The organism is Dictyoglomus sp. LHC4 (assembly GCF_055181355.1).
Window position 1 is genome coordinate 1,450,917 of the sequence record NZ_CM143707.1, and the last position, 18,159, is coordinate 1,469,075.

At 33.1% G+C, this 18,159-nt stretch carries 24 protein-coding genes and 1 tRNA gene; 7 read left to right on the forward strand and 18 right to left on the reverse strand.

Annotated features, from left to right (window positions below; genetic code table 11):
* Positions 1–9: 9 nt before the first annotated feature.
* From argB to rpsF, 9 genes are all read right to left on the reverse strand, one after another.
* Positions 10–783, reverse strand: coding sequence for an acetylglutamate kinase (gene argB / locus ACY3JO_RS07335; protein WP_463084355.1), 774 nt, complete (start codon positions 781–783; stop codon positions 10–12).
* Positions 776–1,363 (reverse strand): GTP-binding protein, encoded by a 588-nt coding sequence (locus tag ACY3JO_RS07340; RefSeq protein WP_463084356.1) that lies wholly within the window; start codon positions 1,361–1,363, stop codon positions 776–778. The genes argB and ACY3JO_RS07340 overlap by 8 nt, the downstream gene beginning before the upstream one ends.
* A gap of 24 nt (positions 1,364–1,387) precedes the next feature.
* The gene (locus ACY3JO_RS07345) at positions 1,388–1,870 is read right to left on the reverse strand and encodes a roadblock/LC7 domain-containing protein (RefSeq protein WP_148807469.1); all 483 of its coding nucleotides are present in this window, start codon (positions 1,868–1,870) and stop codon (positions 1,388–1,390) included.
* A 76-nt stretch (positions 1,871–1,946) separates the two neighbouring features.
* On the reverse strand, positions 1,947–3,308 hold the full coding sequence (dnaB, locus tag ACY3JO_RS07350) for a replicative DNA helicase (protein ID WP_463084357.1): 1,362 nt from the start codon (positions 3,306–3,308) through the stop codon (positions 1,947–1,949).
* On the reverse strand, positions 3,309–3,767 hold the full coding sequence (rplI, locus tag ACY3JO_RS07355) for a 50S ribosomal protein L9 (protein WP_463084358.1): 459 nt from the start codon (positions 3,765–3,767) through the stop codon (positions 3,309–3,311). It abuts the gene before it with no gap.
* Between the two features lie 4 nt (positions 3,768–3,771).
* Entirely contained in the window at positions 3,772–4,719 is a 948-nt protein-coding gene (locus ACY3JO_RS07360) for a DUF2232 domain-containing protein (protein ID WP_463084359.1), read from the reverse strand.
* Positions 4,720–4,767: 48 nt separating this feature from the next.
* Positions 4,768–5,025 carry a 30S ribosomal protein S18 gene (rpsR, locus tag ACY3JO_RS07365; protein WP_463081875.1) on the reverse strand — a complete coding sequence of 86 codons (258 nt, stop codon included), beginning with the start codon at positions 5,023–5,025 and terminating at the stop codon, positions 4,768–4,770.
* Entirely contained in the window at positions 5,022–5,459 is a 438-nt protein-coding gene (locus ACY3JO_RS07370) for a single-stranded DNA-binding protein (protein WP_463084360.1), read from the reverse strand. Before ACY3JO_RS07370 ends, rpsR begins: the two co-directional genes overlap by 4 nt.
* A 6-nt stretch (positions 5,460–5,465) precedes the next feature.
* Positions 5,466–5,759 (reverse strand): 30S ribosomal protein S6, encoded by a 294-nt coding sequence (gene rpsF / locus ACY3JO_RS07375; protein ID WP_463084361.1) that lies wholly within the window; start codon positions 5,757–5,759, stop codon positions 5,466–5,468.
* A 160-nt stretch (positions 5,760–5,919) separates the two neighbouring features.
* Here rpsF and ilvE point away from each other — a divergent pair, with 160 nt between their 5' ends.
* From ilvE to ACY3JO_RS07410, 7 genes are read left to right on the forward strand one after another with little or no spacing between them, the layout of a single operon-like run.
* Positions 5,920–6,807 (forward strand): branched-chain-amino-acid transaminase, encoded by an 888-nt coding sequence (ilvE, locus tag ACY3JO_RS07380; protein ID WP_463084362.1) that lies wholly within the window; start codon positions 5,920–5,922, stop codon positions 6,805–6,807.
* Positions 6,797–8,074, forward strand: coding sequence for a diaminopimelate decarboxylase (gene lysA, locus ACY3JO_RS07385; RefSeq protein WP_463084363.1), 1,278 nt, complete (start codon positions 6,797–6,799; stop codon positions 8,072–8,074). Before ilvE ends, lysA begins: the two co-directional genes overlap by 11 nt.
* Positions 8,071–9,345, forward strand: coding sequence for a homoserine dehydrogenase (locus ACY3JO_RS07390; protein WP_463084364.1), 1,275 nt, complete (start codon positions 8,071–8,073; stop codon positions 9,343–9,345). Before lysA ends, ACY3JO_RS07390 begins: the two co-directional genes overlap by 4 nt.
* Before the next feature lie 2 nt (positions 9,346–9,347).
* Entirely contained in the window at positions 9,348–10,388 is a 1,041-nt protein-coding gene (gene thrC, locus ACY3JO_RS07395) for a threonine synthase (protein WP_463084365.1), read from the forward strand.
* Positions 10,385–11,278, forward strand: a complete 894-nt coding sequence (thrB, locus tag ACY3JO_RS07400) for a homoserine kinase (RefSeq protein ID WP_463084366.1) — start codon at positions 10,385–10,387, stop codon at positions 11,276–11,278. The genes thrC and thrB overlap by 4 nt, the downstream gene beginning before the upstream one ends.
* A 17-nt stretch (positions 11,279–11,295) precedes the next feature.
* Positions 11,296–12,294, forward strand: a complete 999-nt coding sequence (locus ACY3JO_RS07405; protein ID WP_463084367.1) for an aspartate-semialdehyde dehydrogenase — start codon at positions 11,296–11,298, stop codon at positions 12,292–12,294.
* Positions 12,295–12,312: 18 nt separating this feature from the next.
* Positions 12,313–13,536 (forward strand): aspartate kinase, encoded by a 1,224-nt coding sequence (locus ACY3JO_RS07410; protein WP_463084368.1) that lies wholly within the window; start codon positions 12,313–12,315, stop codon positions 13,534–13,536.
* A gap of 24 nt (positions 13,537–13,560) precedes the next feature.
* Here the strand turns inward: ACY3JO_RS07410 and rplL are convergent, their stop codons facing one another.
* The 9 genes from rplL to tuf form a co-directional block, all read right to left on the reverse strand.
* A complete protein-coding gene (rplL, locus tag ACY3JO_RS07415) occupies positions 13,561–13,938 on the reverse strand; it encodes a 50S ribosomal protein L7/L12 (RefSeq protein WP_463085664.1) in 378 nt (125 codons plus the stop codon).
* 16 nt (positions 13,939–13,954) lie between these two features.
* Entirely contained in the window at positions 13,955–14,491 is a 537-nt protein-coding gene (gene rplJ, locus ACY3JO_RS07420) for a 50S ribosomal protein L10 (RefSeq protein WP_463084369.1), read from the reverse strand.
* 173 nt (positions 14,492–14,664) lie between these two features.
* Positions 14,665–15,393, reverse strand: coding sequence for a 50S ribosomal protein L1 (rplA, locus tag ACY3JO_RS07425; RefSeq protein ID WP_463084370.1), 729 nt, complete (start codon positions 15,391–15,393; stop codon positions 14,665–14,667).
* Positions 15,394–15,456: 63 nt separating this feature from the next.
* Complete coding sequence (gene rplK / locus ACY3JO_RS07430; RefSeq protein WP_463084371.1) at positions 15,457–15,885, reverse strand: 50S ribosomal protein L11; 429 nt, start codon at positions 15,883–15,885, stop codon at positions 15,457–15,459.
* Positions 15,886–15,900: 15 nt separating this feature from the next.
* Positions 15,901–16,431 carry a transcription termination/antitermination protein NusG gene (nusG, locus tag ACY3JO_RS07435; RefSeq protein WP_463084372.1) on the reverse strand — a complete coding sequence of 177 codons (531 nt, stop codon included), beginning with the start codon at positions 16,429–16,431 and terminating at the stop codon, positions 15,901–15,903.
* Positions 16,432–16,447: 16 nt separating this feature from the next.
* Entirely contained in the window at positions 16,448–16,660 is a 213-nt protein-coding gene (gene secE / locus ACY3JO_RS07440) for a preprotein translocase subunit SecE (protein WP_463084373.1), read from the reverse strand.
* Between the two features lie 29 nt (positions 16,661–16,689).
* Positions 16,690–16,766: transfer RNA gene (locus ACY3JO_RS07445), tRNA-Trp, on the reverse strand.
* Entirely contained in the window at positions 16,765–16,914 is a 150-nt protein-coding gene (gene rpmG / locus ACY3JO_RS07450; protein WP_463084374.1) for a 50S ribosomal protein L33, read from the reverse strand. The genes ACY3JO_RS07445 and rpmG overlap by 2 nt, the downstream gene beginning before the upstream one ends.
* A gap of 23 nt (positions 16,915–16,937) precedes the next feature.
* The gene (tuf, locus tag ACY3JO_RS07455; RefSeq protein WP_463084022.1) at positions 16,938–18,155 is read right to left on the reverse strand and encodes an elongation factor Tu; all 1,218 of its coding nucleotides are present in this window, start codon (positions 18,153–18,155) and stop codon (positions 16,938–16,940) included.
* Positions 18,156–18,159: the final 4 nt, after the last annotated feature.

An 18,159-nucleotide genomic window follows, 5' to 3' on the forward strand; every position in this document is an offset into this window, starting at 1 on the left:
CCCTTATTCTCAAACATAGAATAAAGTTCCCTCTTCATAATTCCAAGCTTTTGAGAAATCATCTCCTCCCCATATTTGTACCTTTTCTACCCCATTTTTAATAGCAAATAAAGAAGATTCAATCTTAGGAATCATTCCTCCAGTTACCTTTCCATTTTTTATCAGTTCTAAAGCGTTATCTACATTAAGAGATTTTATAACTATTTCTTTACCCTCTTCTTTGATCATAACTCCTGGAACATCAGTACAAAAAATAAGCCTATTAACTTTAAGAAAAACTCCTAAGGATAATGCTGCAGTGTCAGCATTTATATTGTAAGAATTTCCCTCGTTATCCATCCCAATAGATGATATTACAATCACATATCTCTTCTCTAACAAAGCATTAATAGGTTCCAATTCCACATTAATAACCTCTCCTACAAAACCAAGATCAATATCATCAATATATAATTTTTTACAATAAAAAATAGACTTACCATTGATCCCAACAGCCTTTATATTTTCTTTTTTCATTTGGGATAAAACCCTTCCTTGTATTTCTCCAGATAGAACCATCTCTACAATTTTTAGCGTTTCCTCATCTGTAACTCTTCTTCCTTTTATAAATTTGGGCTCCAGTCCAAACTTCTCCATCCAAAAATTAATTTCTTTTCCTCCACCGTGAACCAAAATAAAATTCTCTCCTTTTTCATGCAAAATTTTTATCTCTTTTAAAAAAAGGGAGAGCTTATTTAAAAGGTTTCCACCTATTTTTATTAAGTTAATATTTTTCTTATCCACGGGTTAACTTTAACAAAACCTCCTGAGATATAGCTTTCAATGTCTCCATTACTCCCTTTCCTTCTATTGCAACCGCCTCAAAATATTTATATTTACCTTCAGGATTTAGCTTCTCATTTAACTCTTCAACGCTTACTATATCAGGCAGATCTCTTTTGTTATATTGAAAAACAAATGGTAAACTATTAAACTCATAACCAACAGCTGCTAACTCCCTTTTTAATGCTTCAAAAATTCTAACATTCTCTTCTAATCTGCTTCTCTGAGAATCCACCACAAAAACTAACCCGTCTACTCCTCTTAAAATTAGTTTTCTACTTGCCTCATATAAAGCTTGCCCTGGGGTTGTATACAATTGAAATCTTAATTTAAATCCTTGAACTGTTCCTAAATCTAAAGGAAGAAAGTCAAAAAATAGAGTTCTTTCTGTTTCTGTAGCTAAAGAAACTAATTCTCCTCTCCTATCAGGAGAAACCATTTTGTATATTTGTTGTAAATTTACAGTCTTACCACTCAAACCGGGACCACAATAAACAATCTTACAAGTAATCTCTTTTGCAGCGTAATTTAAGACAGCCATAAATTTTCACCTTTTCTAAAAATTTTACTTTTTAAAGAAATCTTCTATATCATTAAAATTGAATTCAGCTTTTGGAATATCTTTCTGTTTTTCCTTAATTTTCTTGATTATTTTAGCTAAATTTTCGCAAGCCTTTTGTGCAAAAAGTCTTACCATTCCTAATGTAGTAGAATCATCAAAAATAACTAAGAGCAACACTTGTTTTTCAATATGGGATATATGCAGATGGTTTCTTTTACCTTGATGAAATATTAAAGAAAACTCTTCTTCTCCAAGAAGTTTCGCCAGTTCTTGAGTCGCAGAGAAAGCTCCTGCAGCTAAGGCAGATATAGTTACAAAATCAAACTGAGAAGCAGTACCTCTACCACCAATAACAGTACCACTTTTATCTATCAATAGAGCAGCCTTGGCTTTTGATTCCGATAAAAATTGTCCCAAATAACGTTCAATCTCTTCCTGGTCCTCCAATGATATAACTAAAGATAATATCTGTTCTCTTTCATCCATTTAGAACCCTCCTTAGATATTACTTAATTAAAATTTTTTACAGAAATTATAATCCTTTAAAAGTCTATAGTCAAACTTAGAATTCTTCTCTTAGACTTAGCGACTTAAAGGAAGTAGAATTTTTGAGAAATAGCAATTTCACAGTTCCTGTGGGTCCATTTCTTTGTTTAGCTATTATGATTTCCACCTCTTCTGGCATATCTGATTCTACTTCTGATTCTTGAGCTTTATAATATCCTTCTCTATATATAAAAATTACCACATCAGCATCTTGCTCTAAGCCTCCGGATCCTCTTAAATCTGAAAGTTGTGGTCTTCTTTCTGCTCTTGTTTCCACAGCCCTTGATAACTGAGATATAGCTATTACTGGAACCTCTAATTCACGGGCTAAGGATTTTAATCCTCTTGAGATTTCTGATATTTGTTGATGCTCGCTCTTATCTCTATCGAGCAACCTTATAAGCTGTAAATAATCCACAATTATAAGAGAAAGTCCTCTTTCTGCTTTTAATCTTCTTGCTCTTGCTCTCATCTCTATAACATTCAAATCAGGAGTATCATCAACAAAAATAGGTGCTTCAGCAAGTTTACCAAAAGCTCTTGCTAATTTTGGCCACTCATGTTCTTTAATCTGACCAGTTCGCAACCTGTGAATATCTATTTGGGCTTCTGACCCTAAAAGTCTTAAAGCCAATTGAAAACTTGACATTTCTAAACTAAAAATAGCAACGGGTAAATGCTCTTCTAAGGCTACATGTTGGGCAATATTTAAACAAAAGGATGTTTTTCCCATACCAGGCCTTGCAGCCACAATAATGAGATCAGAAGGTTGTAAACCCCCAGTTTTTCTATCCAAATCCCAAAATCCAGTAGGAATACCCGTATACGGTTTTCCAGTCTGGTGTAATCTCTCTATTTCTTTAAAACTTTTTGCAAGTATATCTCTAAGAGGTACTAAAGTTCTAAATCTATGGTGTTGAGCTATATCAAATATTAACTGTTCAGCTTTATCTACCAGAAGTTCTGGTGCCTCATTTTCTCTATAGCCTAAGGATACTATTTCCGTACCCGCATATATAAGCTTTCTAAGTAAAGCCTTCTCAGCAACAATATTAGCGTAATATTCTACATTTGCTGCTGTGGGTACTACATCCAATAAAGAAGCAACATATACACTTCCCCCAACTCTTTCTAACAAATTTCTGCTTCTCAACTCCTCTGTTACAGATACTAAATCTACTGGAAGGCCCTTCTCAAAAAGCTCTACAATCACTCGAAAAATAATACTATGATGTTCATAATAAAAACTATCCGATTGAAGAATTTCAATAACTTTCGCAATAGCATCTCTGGAAAGGAGCATAGCCCCTAAAACAGCCTGCTCTGCTTCTTCATTATGAGGTGGAACTTTTCCTAATATATCTTCCCTATTTTTCATCTATTTCTCAGCTTCCACGATAATTTTTGCTTTAGCAACAACTTGAGGATGAAGTTTTATGTTCACTTCATATTCCCCTAAAGATTTTATCGGTTCATCTAACTCCACTTGTTTTTTATCTATACCAAGTTTTAATTTTTCGTTTATAATATCTGCCACATCTTTACTAGTTATAGAGCCAAAAAGTTTACCTGTTTCTCCTACCTTAGCTTTTATAACATATGTGTTTTTCTCTAATAATTCCTTTTCCTTTCTAAACTTTTCTATCAGTTTTTCTTCCTTTTTCTTTTTAGAAATTTCCTGTAATTTTAAATTTTCTAATAATCCCTCATTGACTTCTTGAGCTAATCCTTTTGGAAACAAATAATTTCTTGCATAACCGTCACTTACATCAATAACATCTCCTTTTTTTCCAAGATTATTTACATCTTTTAAAAGCATTACTTTAATCTTTTTCATATTTCTACTCCCTTTTCATCAAGATTTTCTCTCTTAAAGAATAAAAAATATCTATAAGCCCTACAATAAATATTATACTCCCGAAAATAGGATTTAAAATTATGAAAATCAATAATAACCATCTAAACCATTTAACCATAATATAATTTTTTAGAAATATCCAAAGAATAATATATCCATTCAAAAGTACCAAGGATTGAATCAATAAATAGATATTTATACCTAAATATTGAATCCACGATAAAGTTTTTAAAAAACTATAAGTTATTCCAGAGATAATATAAAAAAGAAAAAGAATAAATAATAACTTTTTAGAAACCCTTAAAGATTCTATATTTGGTAACTTGGGAATATCTACCTGAAATCTTCTTAAAACCCTCTCAGCTATGAGATAATTTGTAATTACTTGGGTAAAGGCAGATATAATTAGAAGGGTTGGGATAAAAAGATTTATATTTTTTACAAAATTTCCTTGTAAATTAATAATTTCTTGAAATTCCTTATCTTTAAAATATTTAGATAAAAGTTCTGATGATTTCTGCCAACTTTCCTTATAAACATCTAACCCCAGAGCTTTTTCAAAGGGGATCTTAAAAAATATCATAGAAATCATGATATCTAATACTTGAAAAAATAGAAGTATAACAAAACCGACAAACAACAACTTATATATATTCCATTTTGCTTTTATGCCGTATCCAATAAAAATACCCAAAAAACCAGAAGGTAGAAATAAAGCAAAAGTACTAAATGGATTCATCATTAAACTTGCAAGTATAAAAGAAATAAGAAGAGAAAGAAAGTTTATCTTAATACTATGCCGATAAGATAAAAAGATAAATGGCAAAGAACAAAAGAAAATTAGAGGAAAGAACCAATAAGAAAGCCAAAATAAAATAATACTTATAGCTGTTATTAAACTTCCTTCAGCAATACTGCGAGTATTGAACATACATCAAAAAAGGAGGGAGAGTATAAACTCTCCCTTTTAATAATCATTTTACTTAACCACATAAGGTAAAAGTGCCATATATCTTGCTCTTTTTATAGCAGTACTTAATTGTCTTTGATGTCTTGCACAGTTGCCACTTACTCTTCTTGGAATAATTTTGCCCTTTTCCGTCATAAATCTGCGTAATCTTTCCACATTCTTATAATCTATATAATCTATTTTTTCACTACAAAATACACAAAACTTTTTTCTTCCAGAAGAATATGCAAATCTTTGAGTTTTAGCAGAAACCTTATCATTACTCATTCATCTACCTCCTCGCTTTCCTCCAGTAATTCATTTAAAATCTCTTCTTCACTTTCAATTTCAATACTTGTAACATCTTCAATAGGTTCCTCTAAAGAGTTTGGTTCACTATTTTCCTCTTTCTTTCCCAAAAAATGAACATTTATAGCCTCTACTTCTACTACTTTTCTTTTCTGACCATCAGGAGTTTGATAAATCCTTGTCCTTAATCTTCCTTCAACCGCCACAAGTCTTCCCTTTTTTAAATAATCACCACATATTTCTGCAAGCCTTCTCCATGCCACTATGTCTATGAAATCTGCTGTTCTCTCACCCTTACTATTTTTGGGCCTGTTAACAGCTATTCTAAAAGTAGTAACAGGCACTCCACTTGGAGTGTATCTCATCTCTGGATCTTTTACTAAATGTCCAATCAATAATACTTTATTAAGCATAATTCATTATTCTTCCTTCTCTAATAAAGTAATCATATACCTTAAAATCTTCTCCCTCAACTTCAACCTTCTTTCAAATTCAGATAACTGATTTTGTGGGAATAAAAAAGTCATAATCACGTAATATCCATCATTAAACTTCTTAACTGGATAAGCCAATGTTTTCTTACCCCAGTTATCAACTGTTTGGACCTCTCCACCTAAACTTTCTATATCCTTTTTAAGGTCCTCTGTAAGTTGATTCAATTCTTCTTCTGAAAGCTCAGGACTGATTAAATACATTATCTCATACTTACGCATCTCTAACCTCCTTTGGACTTTTTTGGCCCCATGTTTTAAGCATGGAGCAGGATTTAGCTCAAAAATTATACTATTATTTTAACAAAAAGCCAAGATATTTCAATTGAAATTTTTTCATCATAACTGTATAATTTTACTTTAAAAAAAGGAGGAGCTGAAAATGGGGTTAGTGTATATAAATGGAGAATTTATCCAAACAGAAAATGCAAAAATCTCAGTCTTCGATCGAGGTTTACTATATGGTGATGGTGTTTTTGAAGGTATAAGAGCCTACAATGGTAGTATATTCAAGTTAAAAGAACATTTAGAAAGATTATATGCATCAGCAAAAGCCATTTGGTTAAATATACCTCTTTCTTTTGAAGAAATGGAAGAAGCTGTAATAGAAACTGTAAGAGTTAATAATTTAAAAGATTCATACATAAGACTTATTGTAACTCGTGGTGAGTATGGATTAGGGATTGATCCTTGGGAATGTAAAAAGGGTACCGTAATTATAATTGCAGATAAAATAAAGGTTTTTCCTGAAGAATTTTATGAAACTGGTCTTACTGCAGTAACAGTAGCCACTCGTAGATCACCAACCGACGTTTTGGATCCCAGAATTAAATCTCTAAATTATATGAGTAATATTTTAGCAAGAATTGAGGCACGTATTGCCGGAGCTGCCGAAGGTATCATGCTTAATCATCAAGGATATGTAACAGAGGCCACTGTTGATAATATCTTTTTTGTCAAAAAAGGAATTTTATTTACACCTTCTGTAACTCTGGGAGCTTTACCTGGGATTACAAGAGCAACAGTCATAGATTTGGCTAAGAAAGAACTCGGTCTAGAAGTGGTAGAAGGTTTCTTTACAAGATATGATCTATATAATGCTGACGAAGTTTTTCTTACTGGTACTGCTGTAGAGATAATCTCTGTTATTAAAATAGATGAAAGAATTATTGGAAATGGTAAACCTGGAGAAATAACTCAAAAAATAAGAAAAATATTCCATGAATATGCCCAATCTGGCATAGCGGGGAGTCCAGTATATGCAAAATAAAATATATCCTGAAACTTTTTATTTCCAAGATGAATGGAAAATAGATGGTATCAGTATTAAAAATTTAGCAGAAAAATATGGTACTCCATTATATGTAATTGATAAAAAAACATTAATAACTCAAGCCCAGAAATATATTAACTCATGGAAAAAGTACTATAAAAACAAATTTAAAGTACTTTTTGCTATTAAGGCTCTACCAATATTAGAAGTAATACGGATTTTCCATAAAGAAGGCTTAGGATTCCTTGTATCAACAGGTGGAGAACTCTTTATAGCAAGATCAGCAGGTGTAGATTCTCATAAAGTTTATTTTCATGGTAATGCAAAAAGCATTCATGAATTAGAATATGCTATAAAGGAAAATATAGGGGCCATAATAATCGACAACTTTGATGAATATGAAAAAATAAAATTCCTTACAGATAAACATTCAACTTCTATAAATGTACTTATTAGGTTAATACCAAATATTGAAGTAAGTACACACAAATCTATTAGAACAGGTCAAATAGATACTAAATTTGGTCTTCCCATTAACCAAGTTTATGAATTGATAGAAAGAATTAAGAAAGAAAAATACATAGATTTTAAAGGATTACATGCTCATATTGGTTCTCAAATTTTTGATATAAGTGTCTATACAAAATTAGCTGAAGTATTAAGCGAAATATATAATAATTTAAAATCAGCCAATACTAACATAGAAGAAATGAGTATAGGTGGAGGATTAGGCATTGCATATACAAAAGACGATAACCCTCCAGAAATAGAAGATTTAGCTTACCAAGTATCCCAAAAATTTGAAGAAACTATTGGACATCATTTCACATTAATATGCGAACCAGGTAGATCTTTAGTAGGAAGAGCAGGAATTACAATTTACAAAATAGAAAGTAGAAAGGAGATTCCAGGTATAAGAAAATACGTATCAGTAGATGGTGGAATGTCAGATAATATTAGACCTTCTTTATATGGAGCTAAATATTCAGCCTTATTAATAACATCTAATGAAAGTACAAATACTATATATACAATAGCAGGAAAACATTGCGAATCTGGAGATATTCTTATAAGGGATTTTGAAGATAAATGGCCAAATTATGGGGATTATTTAATAACATTTTCTACAGGAGCCTATAACTTTTCAATGTTTACTTGGTATAATGCTACGCTTAGACCCGGTGTAGTACTGATAGAGAATGGAAAAGACATATTAATAGTTAAAAGAGATACTTATGAAGATCTTTTGAGAGGTCAAATATGAAAATTGGACTTTTAGGTGGAGGACAAGTAGGACAAGCACTTTTTAAAGTACTATATTCAGAAAAAGAAACCATTCTAAATATTCTTAGAGAACCTTTAGAAATTAAAAAAGTTCTTGTAAAGGATTTAAATAAAAAAAGAGAAATTCCAAAAGATTTATTAACAACAAATCCTGAAGAAATCATATTAGATCAAGAAATCCAAATCATAGTTGAATTAATGGGAGGAATTGAACCTGCTTATTCCTATATAAAGAACGCATTAGAAGAAAGGAAAGTTGTGGTTACAGCCAATAAGGAAGTCATTGCTTTATATGGAGAAGAACTATATAAGATAGCAAGGAAAAAGGGCGTAGATATATTATTTGAGGCAAGTGTAGGCGGAGGTATACCAATAATAAAAACAATAAAAGAAGCCATGGTAGTCGATAAAGTAAAAGAAATCTGGGCTATATTAAATGGCACTACCAACTATATACTCACCAAAATGGAAGAAGAAATGAAAGATTTTGATGAAAGCTTAAAGAAGGCTCAAGAATTGGGATATGCTGAACCAGATCCATCAAAGGACATCTCAGGTTTAGATACAGCCTATAAATTGTCCATCCTATCCTCTTTTGCTTATCACACAACCATTACACCTCAATACATATACAGGGAAGGAATAGAAAGTATAACATTAAGAGATTTGTTATACGCAAAAGATTTAGGTTATAAAATAAAATTGCTTGCTATAAGCAAAGAAAATAACGGAGAAATTGAAACAAGAGTACACCCAACTATGATTCCAATAAATTCTCCACTTGCATCAATAAGAGGGGTATATAATGCAATCCTTTTAAAAACAGAAAAAAGAGGAGATATTTTATTATATGGTGAAGGTGCTGGTCCCTATCCTACTTCTATGGCATTACTATCCGACATATTAGAATCTGCTTATACTTTACTATATTCGTTACCTCGATATTATTCTTTTGCTTATCTTTATCCTTCCAAAATAAAAAGCTGGGAAAATTTCTTTACCAGATACTATATAAGAATTTGGGTAAAAGATCAGCCAGGGGTTCTTGCACAAATTGCTAAAATATTAGGAGAAAATAGTATAAGCATATCCTCCGTTATTCAGAAAGAAACGTCAGAAAAGGAAGAAAAAGCAGAAATAGTTATTCTTACGCATAAAACAAATGAAAATAGTATGCAAAAAGCTATAAGTGAGATTAAAAAACTCCCCATCTTAGAAAATTGGGGAAGTCTAATAAGAATTGAGGGATAAAAATGAAAGGAGTACTTTTTAAATACAAAGAATTTCTACCCTTAACAGATAAGACACCTATTATATCTTTACATGAAGGAGACACACCTCTCATTTATGCGTACAATCTCTCAAAAATTTATAACATTGATATTTGGCTTAAATATGAAGGTATGAATCCGACAGGTTCTTTTAAAGATAGAGGAATGGTAGTCGCTATAGCAAAAGCTCTTGAAGAAGGAAGCAAAGCAGTAATATGTGCCTCTACAGGAAATACCGCTGCTTCAGCTGCTGCTTATTCTGCATTAGCAAATTTAAAATCTTTTGTTATTCTCCCAGAAAAAGCTATTGCTTTAGGAAAATTAGCGCAAGCACTAATGTATGGTGCAAAGGTTATAAGTATAAAAGGGAATTTTGATGATGCCTTAAACTTAGTAAAAATAGCAGGACAAAAATTCCCCATAACCATTGTCAACTCAATAAATCCATATAGATTAGAAGGACAAAAAACTGCTGCCTTTGAAATATGTGACACCTTAAAAAGAGCACCTGAAAATTTAGCTATTCCTGTAGGAAATGCAGGAAATATATCCGCATACTGGATGGGCTTCAAAGAATATTTTAAAATAGGAAAAACTAATACTTTACCCAAAATGTTAGGTTTTCAAGCAGAAGGTGCTGCTCCTTTAGTAAAAGGATATCCTATTGAAAATCCACAAACTATAGCAACAGCAATAAAAATAGGAAATCCCGCAAGTTGGGATAAAGCAATAAATGCAGTTAAAGAATCTTCAGGCTTAATAGATACTGTTAGCGATGAGGAGATCTTAGAAGCTCAAAAAGAGTTAGCAAGTAAAGAAGGAGTTTTTGTAGAGCCGGCTTCTGCAGCATCATGGGCTGGTGTAAAGAAACTCATAAGAAATGAAAAATTTAAAGGTAATGAAGTAGTTTGTGTACTTACAGGACATGGCTTAAAAGACCCAGATATTGCCATTAAACAAGCAAAAATAGAATATGTTATAGAACCTGATATAAAAGAATTAGAAAGGATTTTAGAAAAGTGATCTACCATATAAAAGTTCCTGCCACATCAGCTAATATTGGACCAGGCTTTGACTCTATCGGTATAGCCTGGAATTTATATCTTCACATTTCCATAAAAAAAGATGAATCACACAAAGATAATATAAAGATTATAAATAAAAATAAAATAAATAATGATCTTTTTATTAAAGCTTTCAATGAAACAATAAATTATATAAATAAGAAACCATCAAATTATACTATAGAACTCTGGTCAGAAATTCCAATAGGAAAGGGCTTAGGAAGTAGCGCATCAGCTATAGTAGGCGGAATATATACAGCAGAGATAATAACCAATACCTCTCTTAATCTATACGAGAAACTGAACATTGCTTTAAAATTTGAAAACCACTTGGATAATATATCTGCAGCTATAAATGGTGGTATAAATATATGTTTAAAAAATGAAAAAGAGATTTATATATCCAAATTACCAATAAACTATGATTTTTGGGGATTAATTTATATACCAGACTATTACTTATCAACTCAAGAAGCAAGAAGTATTTTACCCCATAATTATAAAAGAGAAGATGTAGTGTTCAATCTTCAAAAATTCGGAATACTAATATCTGGATTATTTCAAAAAGATGAAAAATTAGTAAAAATGGGCTTAGAAGATAAGATTCACCAACCTTATAGATTTGAATTAATAAAAGAATACCATTTGTTATCAAAAGAAGTAGAAAAATATGGCAAAAAAATTGTTTTAAGTGGTGCTGGTCCATCTCTTCTTGTTCTTCTATTCAATGAACAAGAAGCTCTTGAAATTTTAGAAAAATTAGAAAATAATTTAAAGGAAGCCTTAAAAGGTGAATTTAAATTATTAAAAATAGAACACAATGGCATCACTTTAGAGAAACTTAATTGAAAAAAGGAGGTTAAGAGATGCCCTATAAAATTGCAGTCGTAGGAGCCACAGGTTTAGTGGGACAAGAAATGCTAAAAATCTTATGGGAAAGAAAAATTCCAATAAGTGAAATTTATCCCTTTGCATCAGCAAAATCTGAAGGGACTCATGTAGATTTCGGAAATGAAAAAATAAAAGTAGAGAAAGCCACTGTAGAAAATATTTCAAAAGCAGACTTTGCCCTCTTCTCAATAGGAGAAGACATAAGCTTAGAACTTGCTCCAGAAATTGCTAAAAAAGGTACAATAATTATAGACAATAGTAATGCGTTTAGAATGCATCCTGATGTACCTTTAGTTATTCCAGAAATTAATCCTGAAGATTTAAAAAATCACAAAAATATAATAGCTAATCCAAACTGTTCTACTATTCAAATGTTAGTAGCTTTAAATCCTTTACATAAAAAATGGAAACTTAGAAAAATATTTGTGGCTACATACCAATCAGTTTCTGGAAAAGGAAAAGAAGCTATTAATGAACTTATGGAAAGTACAAAGGCTTTCTTAGAAGAAAAGGAATTTGTTCCTTCTGCTTTCCCTTATCCTATTAGTTTTAATTTAATACCTCACATTGATACTTTTGAACATGAAAATTATTCAAGAGAAGAGATGAAAATGGTTAGAGAGACTCATAAAATTCTTCATGATTCATCAATAAAAGTCTCTCCAACTTGTGTAAGAGTACCTGTTATAAGAGGTCATTCAGAAGTAATTTATGCAGAATTTGAAAATGATTTTACTTTAGAGGAAGTATATAAAACTCTTGAAGAAGCACATGGAGTTAAAGTTATTGATAAACCTCAAGAAAAACTTTATCCTATGCCACTATTTTGCGATGGGAAAGACGAAGTATTTGTAGGAAGAATAAGGAAAGACCTCTTTGATCCAAGAGCTATCAACATGTGGGTAGTATCTGATAATATAAGGAAAGGTGCAGCTCTTAACGCGGTACAGATATTAGAAAAATTGATTTTCTAAATTAGGGAGGAATGAAAAGTGAGTTTAGTTGTTCAAAAATATGGTGGTACTTCAGTAGGATCAATAGAAAGAATCAAAAACGTAGCTAAAAGAATAGCTAAATATTATAAAGAGGGCTACAAATTAGTAGTAGTTGTCTCTGCTATGGGTGATACAACAGACGATTTAATAGAAATGGCGGAAAAAATAAATCCTAATCCTGAGCCCAGAGAAATGGATTTTTTACTCTCATCTGGAGAAAGAATATCTGCAGCTTTGACAGCCATGGCCTTACAAAATTTAGGAATACCAGCAATAGCACTTTCTGGAAAACAGGCAGGAATTATAACTGATAATATTCACACAAAAGCTAATATACTTAAGATAGAACCAAAAAGAATTCTTGAAGAATTAGAAAAAGGAAGAGTTGTTATAGTAGCAGGTTTTCAAGGATATGAACTTCAAAAAGGAGATGTAACCACATTAGGAAGAGGAGGCTCCGATGCAACTGCAGTTGCTCTTGCAGCAGTTTTAAAAGCAAATTTATGCGAAATATATACCGACGTTGATGGAATTTTTACTGCAGATCCAAGAATAGTTCCTAATGCTAAAAAATTAGACTTTATATCCTATGAAGAAATGTTAGAAATGGCAGGACAAGGAGCGCAAGTTATGCAGCTTAGGTCTGTAGATTTAGCAGCAACTTACAAAGTACCTGTTACAGTAAGATCAAGTTTCAATGAAAATTCTGGTACTTTAATTGGGGAGGGAAAAGAAGTGGAAACAAAACAAAAAGTAAAAGGAATAGCCCATAATAAAAATATAGCTAAAGTAACCATAGTGGGTGTACCTGATAAACCAGGTATAGCTCATAAAATATTTGCCCCATTGGGAGAAAGGGCTATAAATGTTGATGACATAGTACAGAACGTTAGTAAAGATGGTATCACAGATTTATCTTTTACTGTACCTGAAAAAGAGTTGCAAAAGACTATCGAAGCAATACAAGAAGTGGTAAAAGAAATAGGTGCAAAAGAAATAAATTATGATAATAATGTAGGAAAAGTATCGATAGTAGGATGGGGAATTCAAAGTACTCCAGGAATTGCAGCAAAAATGTTTGGTATTCTTGCATCTGCTGGAATAAATATAGAGATGATAACAACTTCAGAAATTAAAATTACATGTATTATAAGAAGAGATTTGGTTGAAAAAGCTGTTAGAGCATTACATGATGGATTCAATTTAGGGGGAGAAGAATAATATCTTCTCCCCCCCATTTTAATACTACTTAATTTCTACTACTGCTCCTTCTGCCTCTAATTTAGCTTTAATTTCTTCAGCCTCTTGTTTTGAAACACCTTCTTTTACTGGTTTAGGAGTAGAATCTACAAGATCTTTTGCCTCCTTCAAACCAAGACCAGTAATTTCTCTTACTACCTTTAAAACCTTTATCTTGTTTGCTCCTGCATCTTTTAGAATGACATCAAAAGTTGTTTTCTCCTCTACAGGAGCAGCCGCGGCTCCAGCTCCTGCTACTGGTGCCCCAACAGCAACAGGCATGGCTGCACTAACACCAAACTCTTCTTCCAATGCCTTTACTAATTCCACTAACTCCAAAACCTTCATCTCTTTAATAGCTTGAATGATTTCTTCTTTATTCATCATTCCTTACCTCCCTTTATTGATTTATAGAAATCTTTTCTTTTTCTTTAGAGATAGCATCTAATGTCCATACCAATTTGTTTATAGGCCATTTTAGACTCCATACTAAGGAACTTAAAGGTGAAGCTATACTTCCTACTACTTGTGATAAGATAACTTCTTTTGGTGGTAGGTTTGCCATCTCTTTTATTTCATCTGCTGTATATATGTCTCCATCTACCACTCCACCTTTAAGCTTTAAAGCCTCATGATCCTTTGAATAATCTGCTAAAGCTTTTATAACAGCAAAAGGATCATCATAACAGTAAGTTATTGCTGTCGGTCCTACAAAAAACTTGTCAAATTCTTTGTCAGGATATAACTTTTTGATGGCCAATAAAGCTAATGTATTTTTTACTACTCTATATTCTGCTTGTAATCCTCTAATTTTGCTACGTAGTTCAAAAAGATCAGCCACTGTTAGACCTTTAAAATCTGTAAATATTAATGCATTAGCCTTTTCCATTTTTTTATACATCTCTTCGACTTTTTGAACTTTCTCTGGTTTTGGCAAATTTTTCACCTCCTTTTCCTTTTTTATTAAATATAAGGGAAAGCCTTCTGGCTTTCCCTTATGGAATATACATATATTTCGAAAAACCAGCAAGGCCTACGTAGGATTTTAATATTTTTTTACCTACGGTCTTCGGCCCAAGTTATAGAATTTTATTTAATATCCGTATAAGTTTATGCTGCCTCCTCTTGTCTTATAATATCTGCAAGATTTTTAGTATCAATAGGAACACTTGGCCCCATTGAAGGAGATATATGTACACTCTTAAAATATTGACCTTTAGCAGAAGGGGGTTTTAATCTTAATATAGTGCTTAAAACTGTCATTAAATTTTTATACAAAGCATCCTCAGAAAATGAAGCCTTTCCAATAGGAACGTGAATTATTCCATATCTATCTGTTCTAAACTCTACTCTTCCTGCTTTATATTCCTTTACTGCCTTTGCTATGTCATTAGTTACTGTACCAGTTTTTGGGTTTGGCATAAGTCCTCTTGGACCTAAGATCTTTCCTAGTCGAGATGGAATCTTTAATGCACCCATAATATCAGGTGTAGCAATAGCAACATCAAAATCTAACCAACCATTCTCAATCTGTTTAACTAACTCTTCTCCTCCTACATAATCAGCTCCAGCCTCTTTTGCTTCTTGAGCTTTTTCTCCTTCAGCAAAAACCAATACCTTTTTCTCTTTACCAGTGCCATACGGTAGTACAACCGTACCTCTAACTTGTTGATCAGCATGACGAGGATCAACACCTAATCTTACAGCCAAGTTAATAGTTTCATCAAATTTTGTAGTAGCAAGTTTTTTTACTAAGCTTACAGCTTCTTTGGGTGAATATAATTTACCCTTTTCAACTAATGATGCTAATTGTAAATATCTTTTTCCTCTTTTTGCCATTTTATGTCCTCCTTATCTCTTTGTGGTTTTAACGAGGGTATATCCTCTCCCACCTAAACCCATCTATTCTTCTATTATTTCAATACCCATACTTCTAGCTGTACCCTCAATCATTCTCATTGCAGCTTCCATATCATGTGCATTTAAATCCTTCATCTTTAACTCTGCAATTTCTCTTATTTTACTTCTTTTAATTTTTCCAACTTTTATTTTATTAGGCTCTCCTGATCCCTTTTCCACACCAGCAGCCTTTTTTAGGAGATCAGATGCAGGAGGCGTTTTAGTAATGAAAGTAAAGGTTCTATCCTCATAAATAGTAATTTCAACCGGTATAATCATTCCCTCTTGACCAGCTGTTGCTGCATTATATGCCTTACAGAATTCCATTATATTTACCCCATATTGCCCTAAAGCAGGACCTACTGGAGGAGCAGGCGTTGCTTTTCCTGCGGGTAACTGTAGCTTAACTTTCCCAACAATTTTTTTAGGCAAGACTATTCCCTCCTTTTAATCAGTTTTCTCTACTTGAGTATGATCAATTTCCGTTGGAGTTTCTCTCCCAAAAATAGATAAAAGAACTCTAACTGTTCCTTTATCAGGATAAACCTCATCCACAAATCCCTCATATCCCATAAATGGTCCTGATTTAATATATACCCTATCTCCTTTTTTAACCTTAAGTTCTGGCCTTATTTCTTTCTGCTCCAAAAATCTCTTAATCCAATGTTCTTCTTCTGGATTAAGCGCACTTGGCTTTCCTGGAGTTCCAACAAAACCAGTAACTCCAGTAGTATTTCTAATAATCCTTTTTACATCTTCATCTTCCACCATTCTAATAAAAAGATATCCCGGAAAAACTTTTTTTATCTGAATTCTCTTTTTTCCACCTTTTACTGTCATTACTTTTTCCTCAGGAACAACAATTTCAAATACCTTATCTTCTAAATGTAATAGCTTTATTTGTCTTTCTAATATTGCTTTTACCTTATGTTCATGTCCGGCCAATGTATGTACTACATACCATTTAGGCTCTGCCACTGACATTACCTCCATTTTAGCCTGTAAAACTTCCTATAATAAGTCTACTTAAAAGAGTAAAGACAAAATCATAGAATGATATAATTATAATTAACAATATTAATGTTATCCCTAAGGCTAAAGATAATTGAAAGACATTATTCTTATCAGGCCACACAACCTTCTTTAATTCTAATCTTTCCTCAGCCCAAAAATTTTTTATTTTCCCCAATATACTTACCTTTACCATATATACACACTCCTAAATATAAAAATTTTTGGCAGGCCCGGCAGGGCTCGAACCTGCAACCCCCGGATTTGGAGTCCGGTGCTCTCCCTATTAGAGCTACGGGCCTACCTTACTTCTCTATGAACAGTATGCTTTCTACATCTTGGGCAATACTTTTTTAACTCCAACCTATCTGGATCGTTTTTCTTATTTTTTTCTGTAGTGTAATTTCTTTCTTTACATTCTGTACAAGCCAATGTTATAATTACTCTCATCCTATTATAACACCTCTCAGTTATTATTCAATAATTTTAGTTACGACGCCTGCACCAACAGTCTTTCCACCTTCTCTAATTGCAAATCTTAAACCTTCCTCTAATGCTACAGGCTTTATTAACTTTATCTCCATCTCTATATTGTCCCCCGGCATCACCATCTGTACTCCCTCTGGTAATTTTATCTCCCCAGTTACATCAGTAGTCCTGAAATAAAATTGTGGCTTATATCCACTGAAAAATGGCGTGTGCCTTCCCCCTTCTTCCTTCCTTAATACGTATACTTGCGCCTTGAAATGCGTATGTGGCTTTATGCTCCCTGGCGCCGCTACTACTTGCCCCCTCTCTACTTCATCTTTGTCTATCCCTCTTAATAATATCCCTATGTTGTCTCCAGCTATCGCTTCATCTAATTGCTTCCTGAACATCTCTACCCCTGTTACTACACTCTTCTTTATCTCATCCGTTAACCCTACTATCTCTACTTCATCCCCTACCTTCACTCTTCCTCTCTCTACTCTCCCTGTCACTACTGTCCCTCTACCTGTTATGCTAAATATGTCCTCTATTGGCATTAAAAACGGCTTGTCTACATCTCTCTCCGGTAATGGTATGTAACTGTCTACCGCATCCATTAATTCCCATATCGCATCTACCCACTTGTCCTCCCCTCTCTTCGTGTTCGGATTCTGACTCATTACCTCTACAGCTTTTAATGCTGACCCCCTTATTACTGGTACTTCATCCCCTGGATATCCATACTTCGTTAATAAGTCCCTTACTTCCATCTCCACTAAGTCCACGATCTCTGGATCATCTACCATGTCTATCTTGTTTAAAAATACTACTATGTATGGCACGTTTACTTGCCTCGCTAATAGTATGTGCTCCCTCGTCTGCGGCATTGGCCCATCCGCCGCTGATACTACTAAGATCGCTCCATCCATCTGTGCAGCCCCTGTTATCATGTTCTTTATATAGTCAGCATGCCCTGGCGCATCTATGTGTGCATAATGCCTGTTTGGTGTCTCATATTCCGCATGATATAAGTTTATCGTCACTCCTCTCGCCCTCTCCTCTGGCGCTTTATCTATGTCTTCATACTTCAATGGCTTCGCTAATCCTTCCGCCGCTAATACCATCGTTATGGCTGACGTTAATGTCGTCTTACCATGGTCTACATGACCTATCGTACCTATGTTTACATGTGGCTTCGTCCTTACAAATTTCTCCTTCGCCATCCTT

Excerpts from the sequence above, each read along its gene's own strand:
- ACY3JO_RS07405 (WP_463084367.1), top strand. The coding sequence starts at position 11,296 with ATGCCCTATAAAATTGCAGTCGTAGGAGCCACAGGTTTAGTGGGACAA.
- ACY3JO_RS07370 (WP_463084360.1), bottom strand. The coding sequence starts at position 5,459 with ATGCTTAATAAAGTATTATTGATTGGACATTTAGTAAAAGATCCAGAG.
- ACY3JO_RS07390 (WP_463084364.1), top strand. The coding sequence starts at position 8,071 with ATGAAAATTGGACTTTTAGGTGGAGGACAAGTAGGACAAGCACTTTTT.
- secE (WP_463084373.1), bottom strand. The coding sequence starts at position 16,660 with ATGGTAAAGGTAAGTATATTGGGGAAAATAAAAAATTTTTGGGCTGAG.
- ACY3JO_RS07345 (WP_148807469.1), bottom strand. The coding sequence starts at position 1,870 with ATGGATGAAAGAGAACAGATATTATCTTTAGTTATATCATTGGAGGAC.
- rplI (WP_463084358.1), bottom strand. The coding sequence starts at position 3,767 with ATGAAAAAGATTAAAGTAATGCTTTTAAAAGATGTAAATAATCTTGGA.
- ilvE (WP_463084362.1), top strand. The coding sequence starts at position 5,920 with ATGGGGTTAGTGTATATAAATGGAGAATTTATCCAAACAGAAAATGCA.
- rpsR (WP_463081875.1), bottom strand. The coding sequence starts at position 5,025 with ATGAGTAATGATAAGGTTTCTGCTAAAACTCAAAGATTTGCATATTCT.
- rplL (WP_463085664.1), bottom strand. The coding sequence starts at position 13,938 with ATGAATAAAGAAGAAATCATTCAAGCTATTAAAGAGATGAAGGTTTTG.
- dnaB (WP_463084357.1), bottom strand. The coding sequence starts at position 3,308 with ATGAAAAATAGGGAAGATATATTAGGAAAAGTTCCACCTCATAATGAA.
- rplA (WP_463084370.1), bottom strand. The coding sequence starts at position 15,393 with ATGGCAAAAAGAGGAAAAAGATATTTACAATTAGCATCATTAGTTGAA.
- ACY3JO_RS07360 (WP_463084359.1), bottom strand. The coding sequence starts at position 4,719 with ATGTTCAATACTCGCAGTATTGCTGAAGGAAGTTTAATAACAGCTATA.
- rpsF (WP_463084361.1), bottom strand. The coding sequence starts at position 5,759 with ATGCGTAAGTATGAGATAATGTATTTAATCAGTCCTGAGCTTTCAGAA.
- rpmG (WP_463084374.1), bottom strand. The coding sequence starts at position 16,914 with ATGAGAGTAATTATAACATTGGCTTGTACAGAATGTAAAGAAAGAAAT.
- ACY3JO_RS07340 (WP_463084356.1), bottom strand. The coding sequence starts at position 1,363 with ATGGCTGTCTTAAATTACGCTGCAAAAGAGATTACTTGTAAGATTGTT.
- lysA (WP_463084363.1), top strand. The coding sequence starts at position 6,797 with ATGCAAAATAAAATATATCCTGAAACTTTTTATTTCCAAGATGAATGG.
- thrC (WP_463084365.1), top strand. The coding sequence starts at position 9,348 with ATGAAAGGAGTACTTTTTAAATACAAAGAATTTCTACCCTTAACAGAT.
- tuf (WP_463084022.1), bottom strand. The coding sequence starts at position 18,155 with ATGGCGAAGGAGAAATTTGTAAGGACGAAGCCACATGTAAACATAGGT.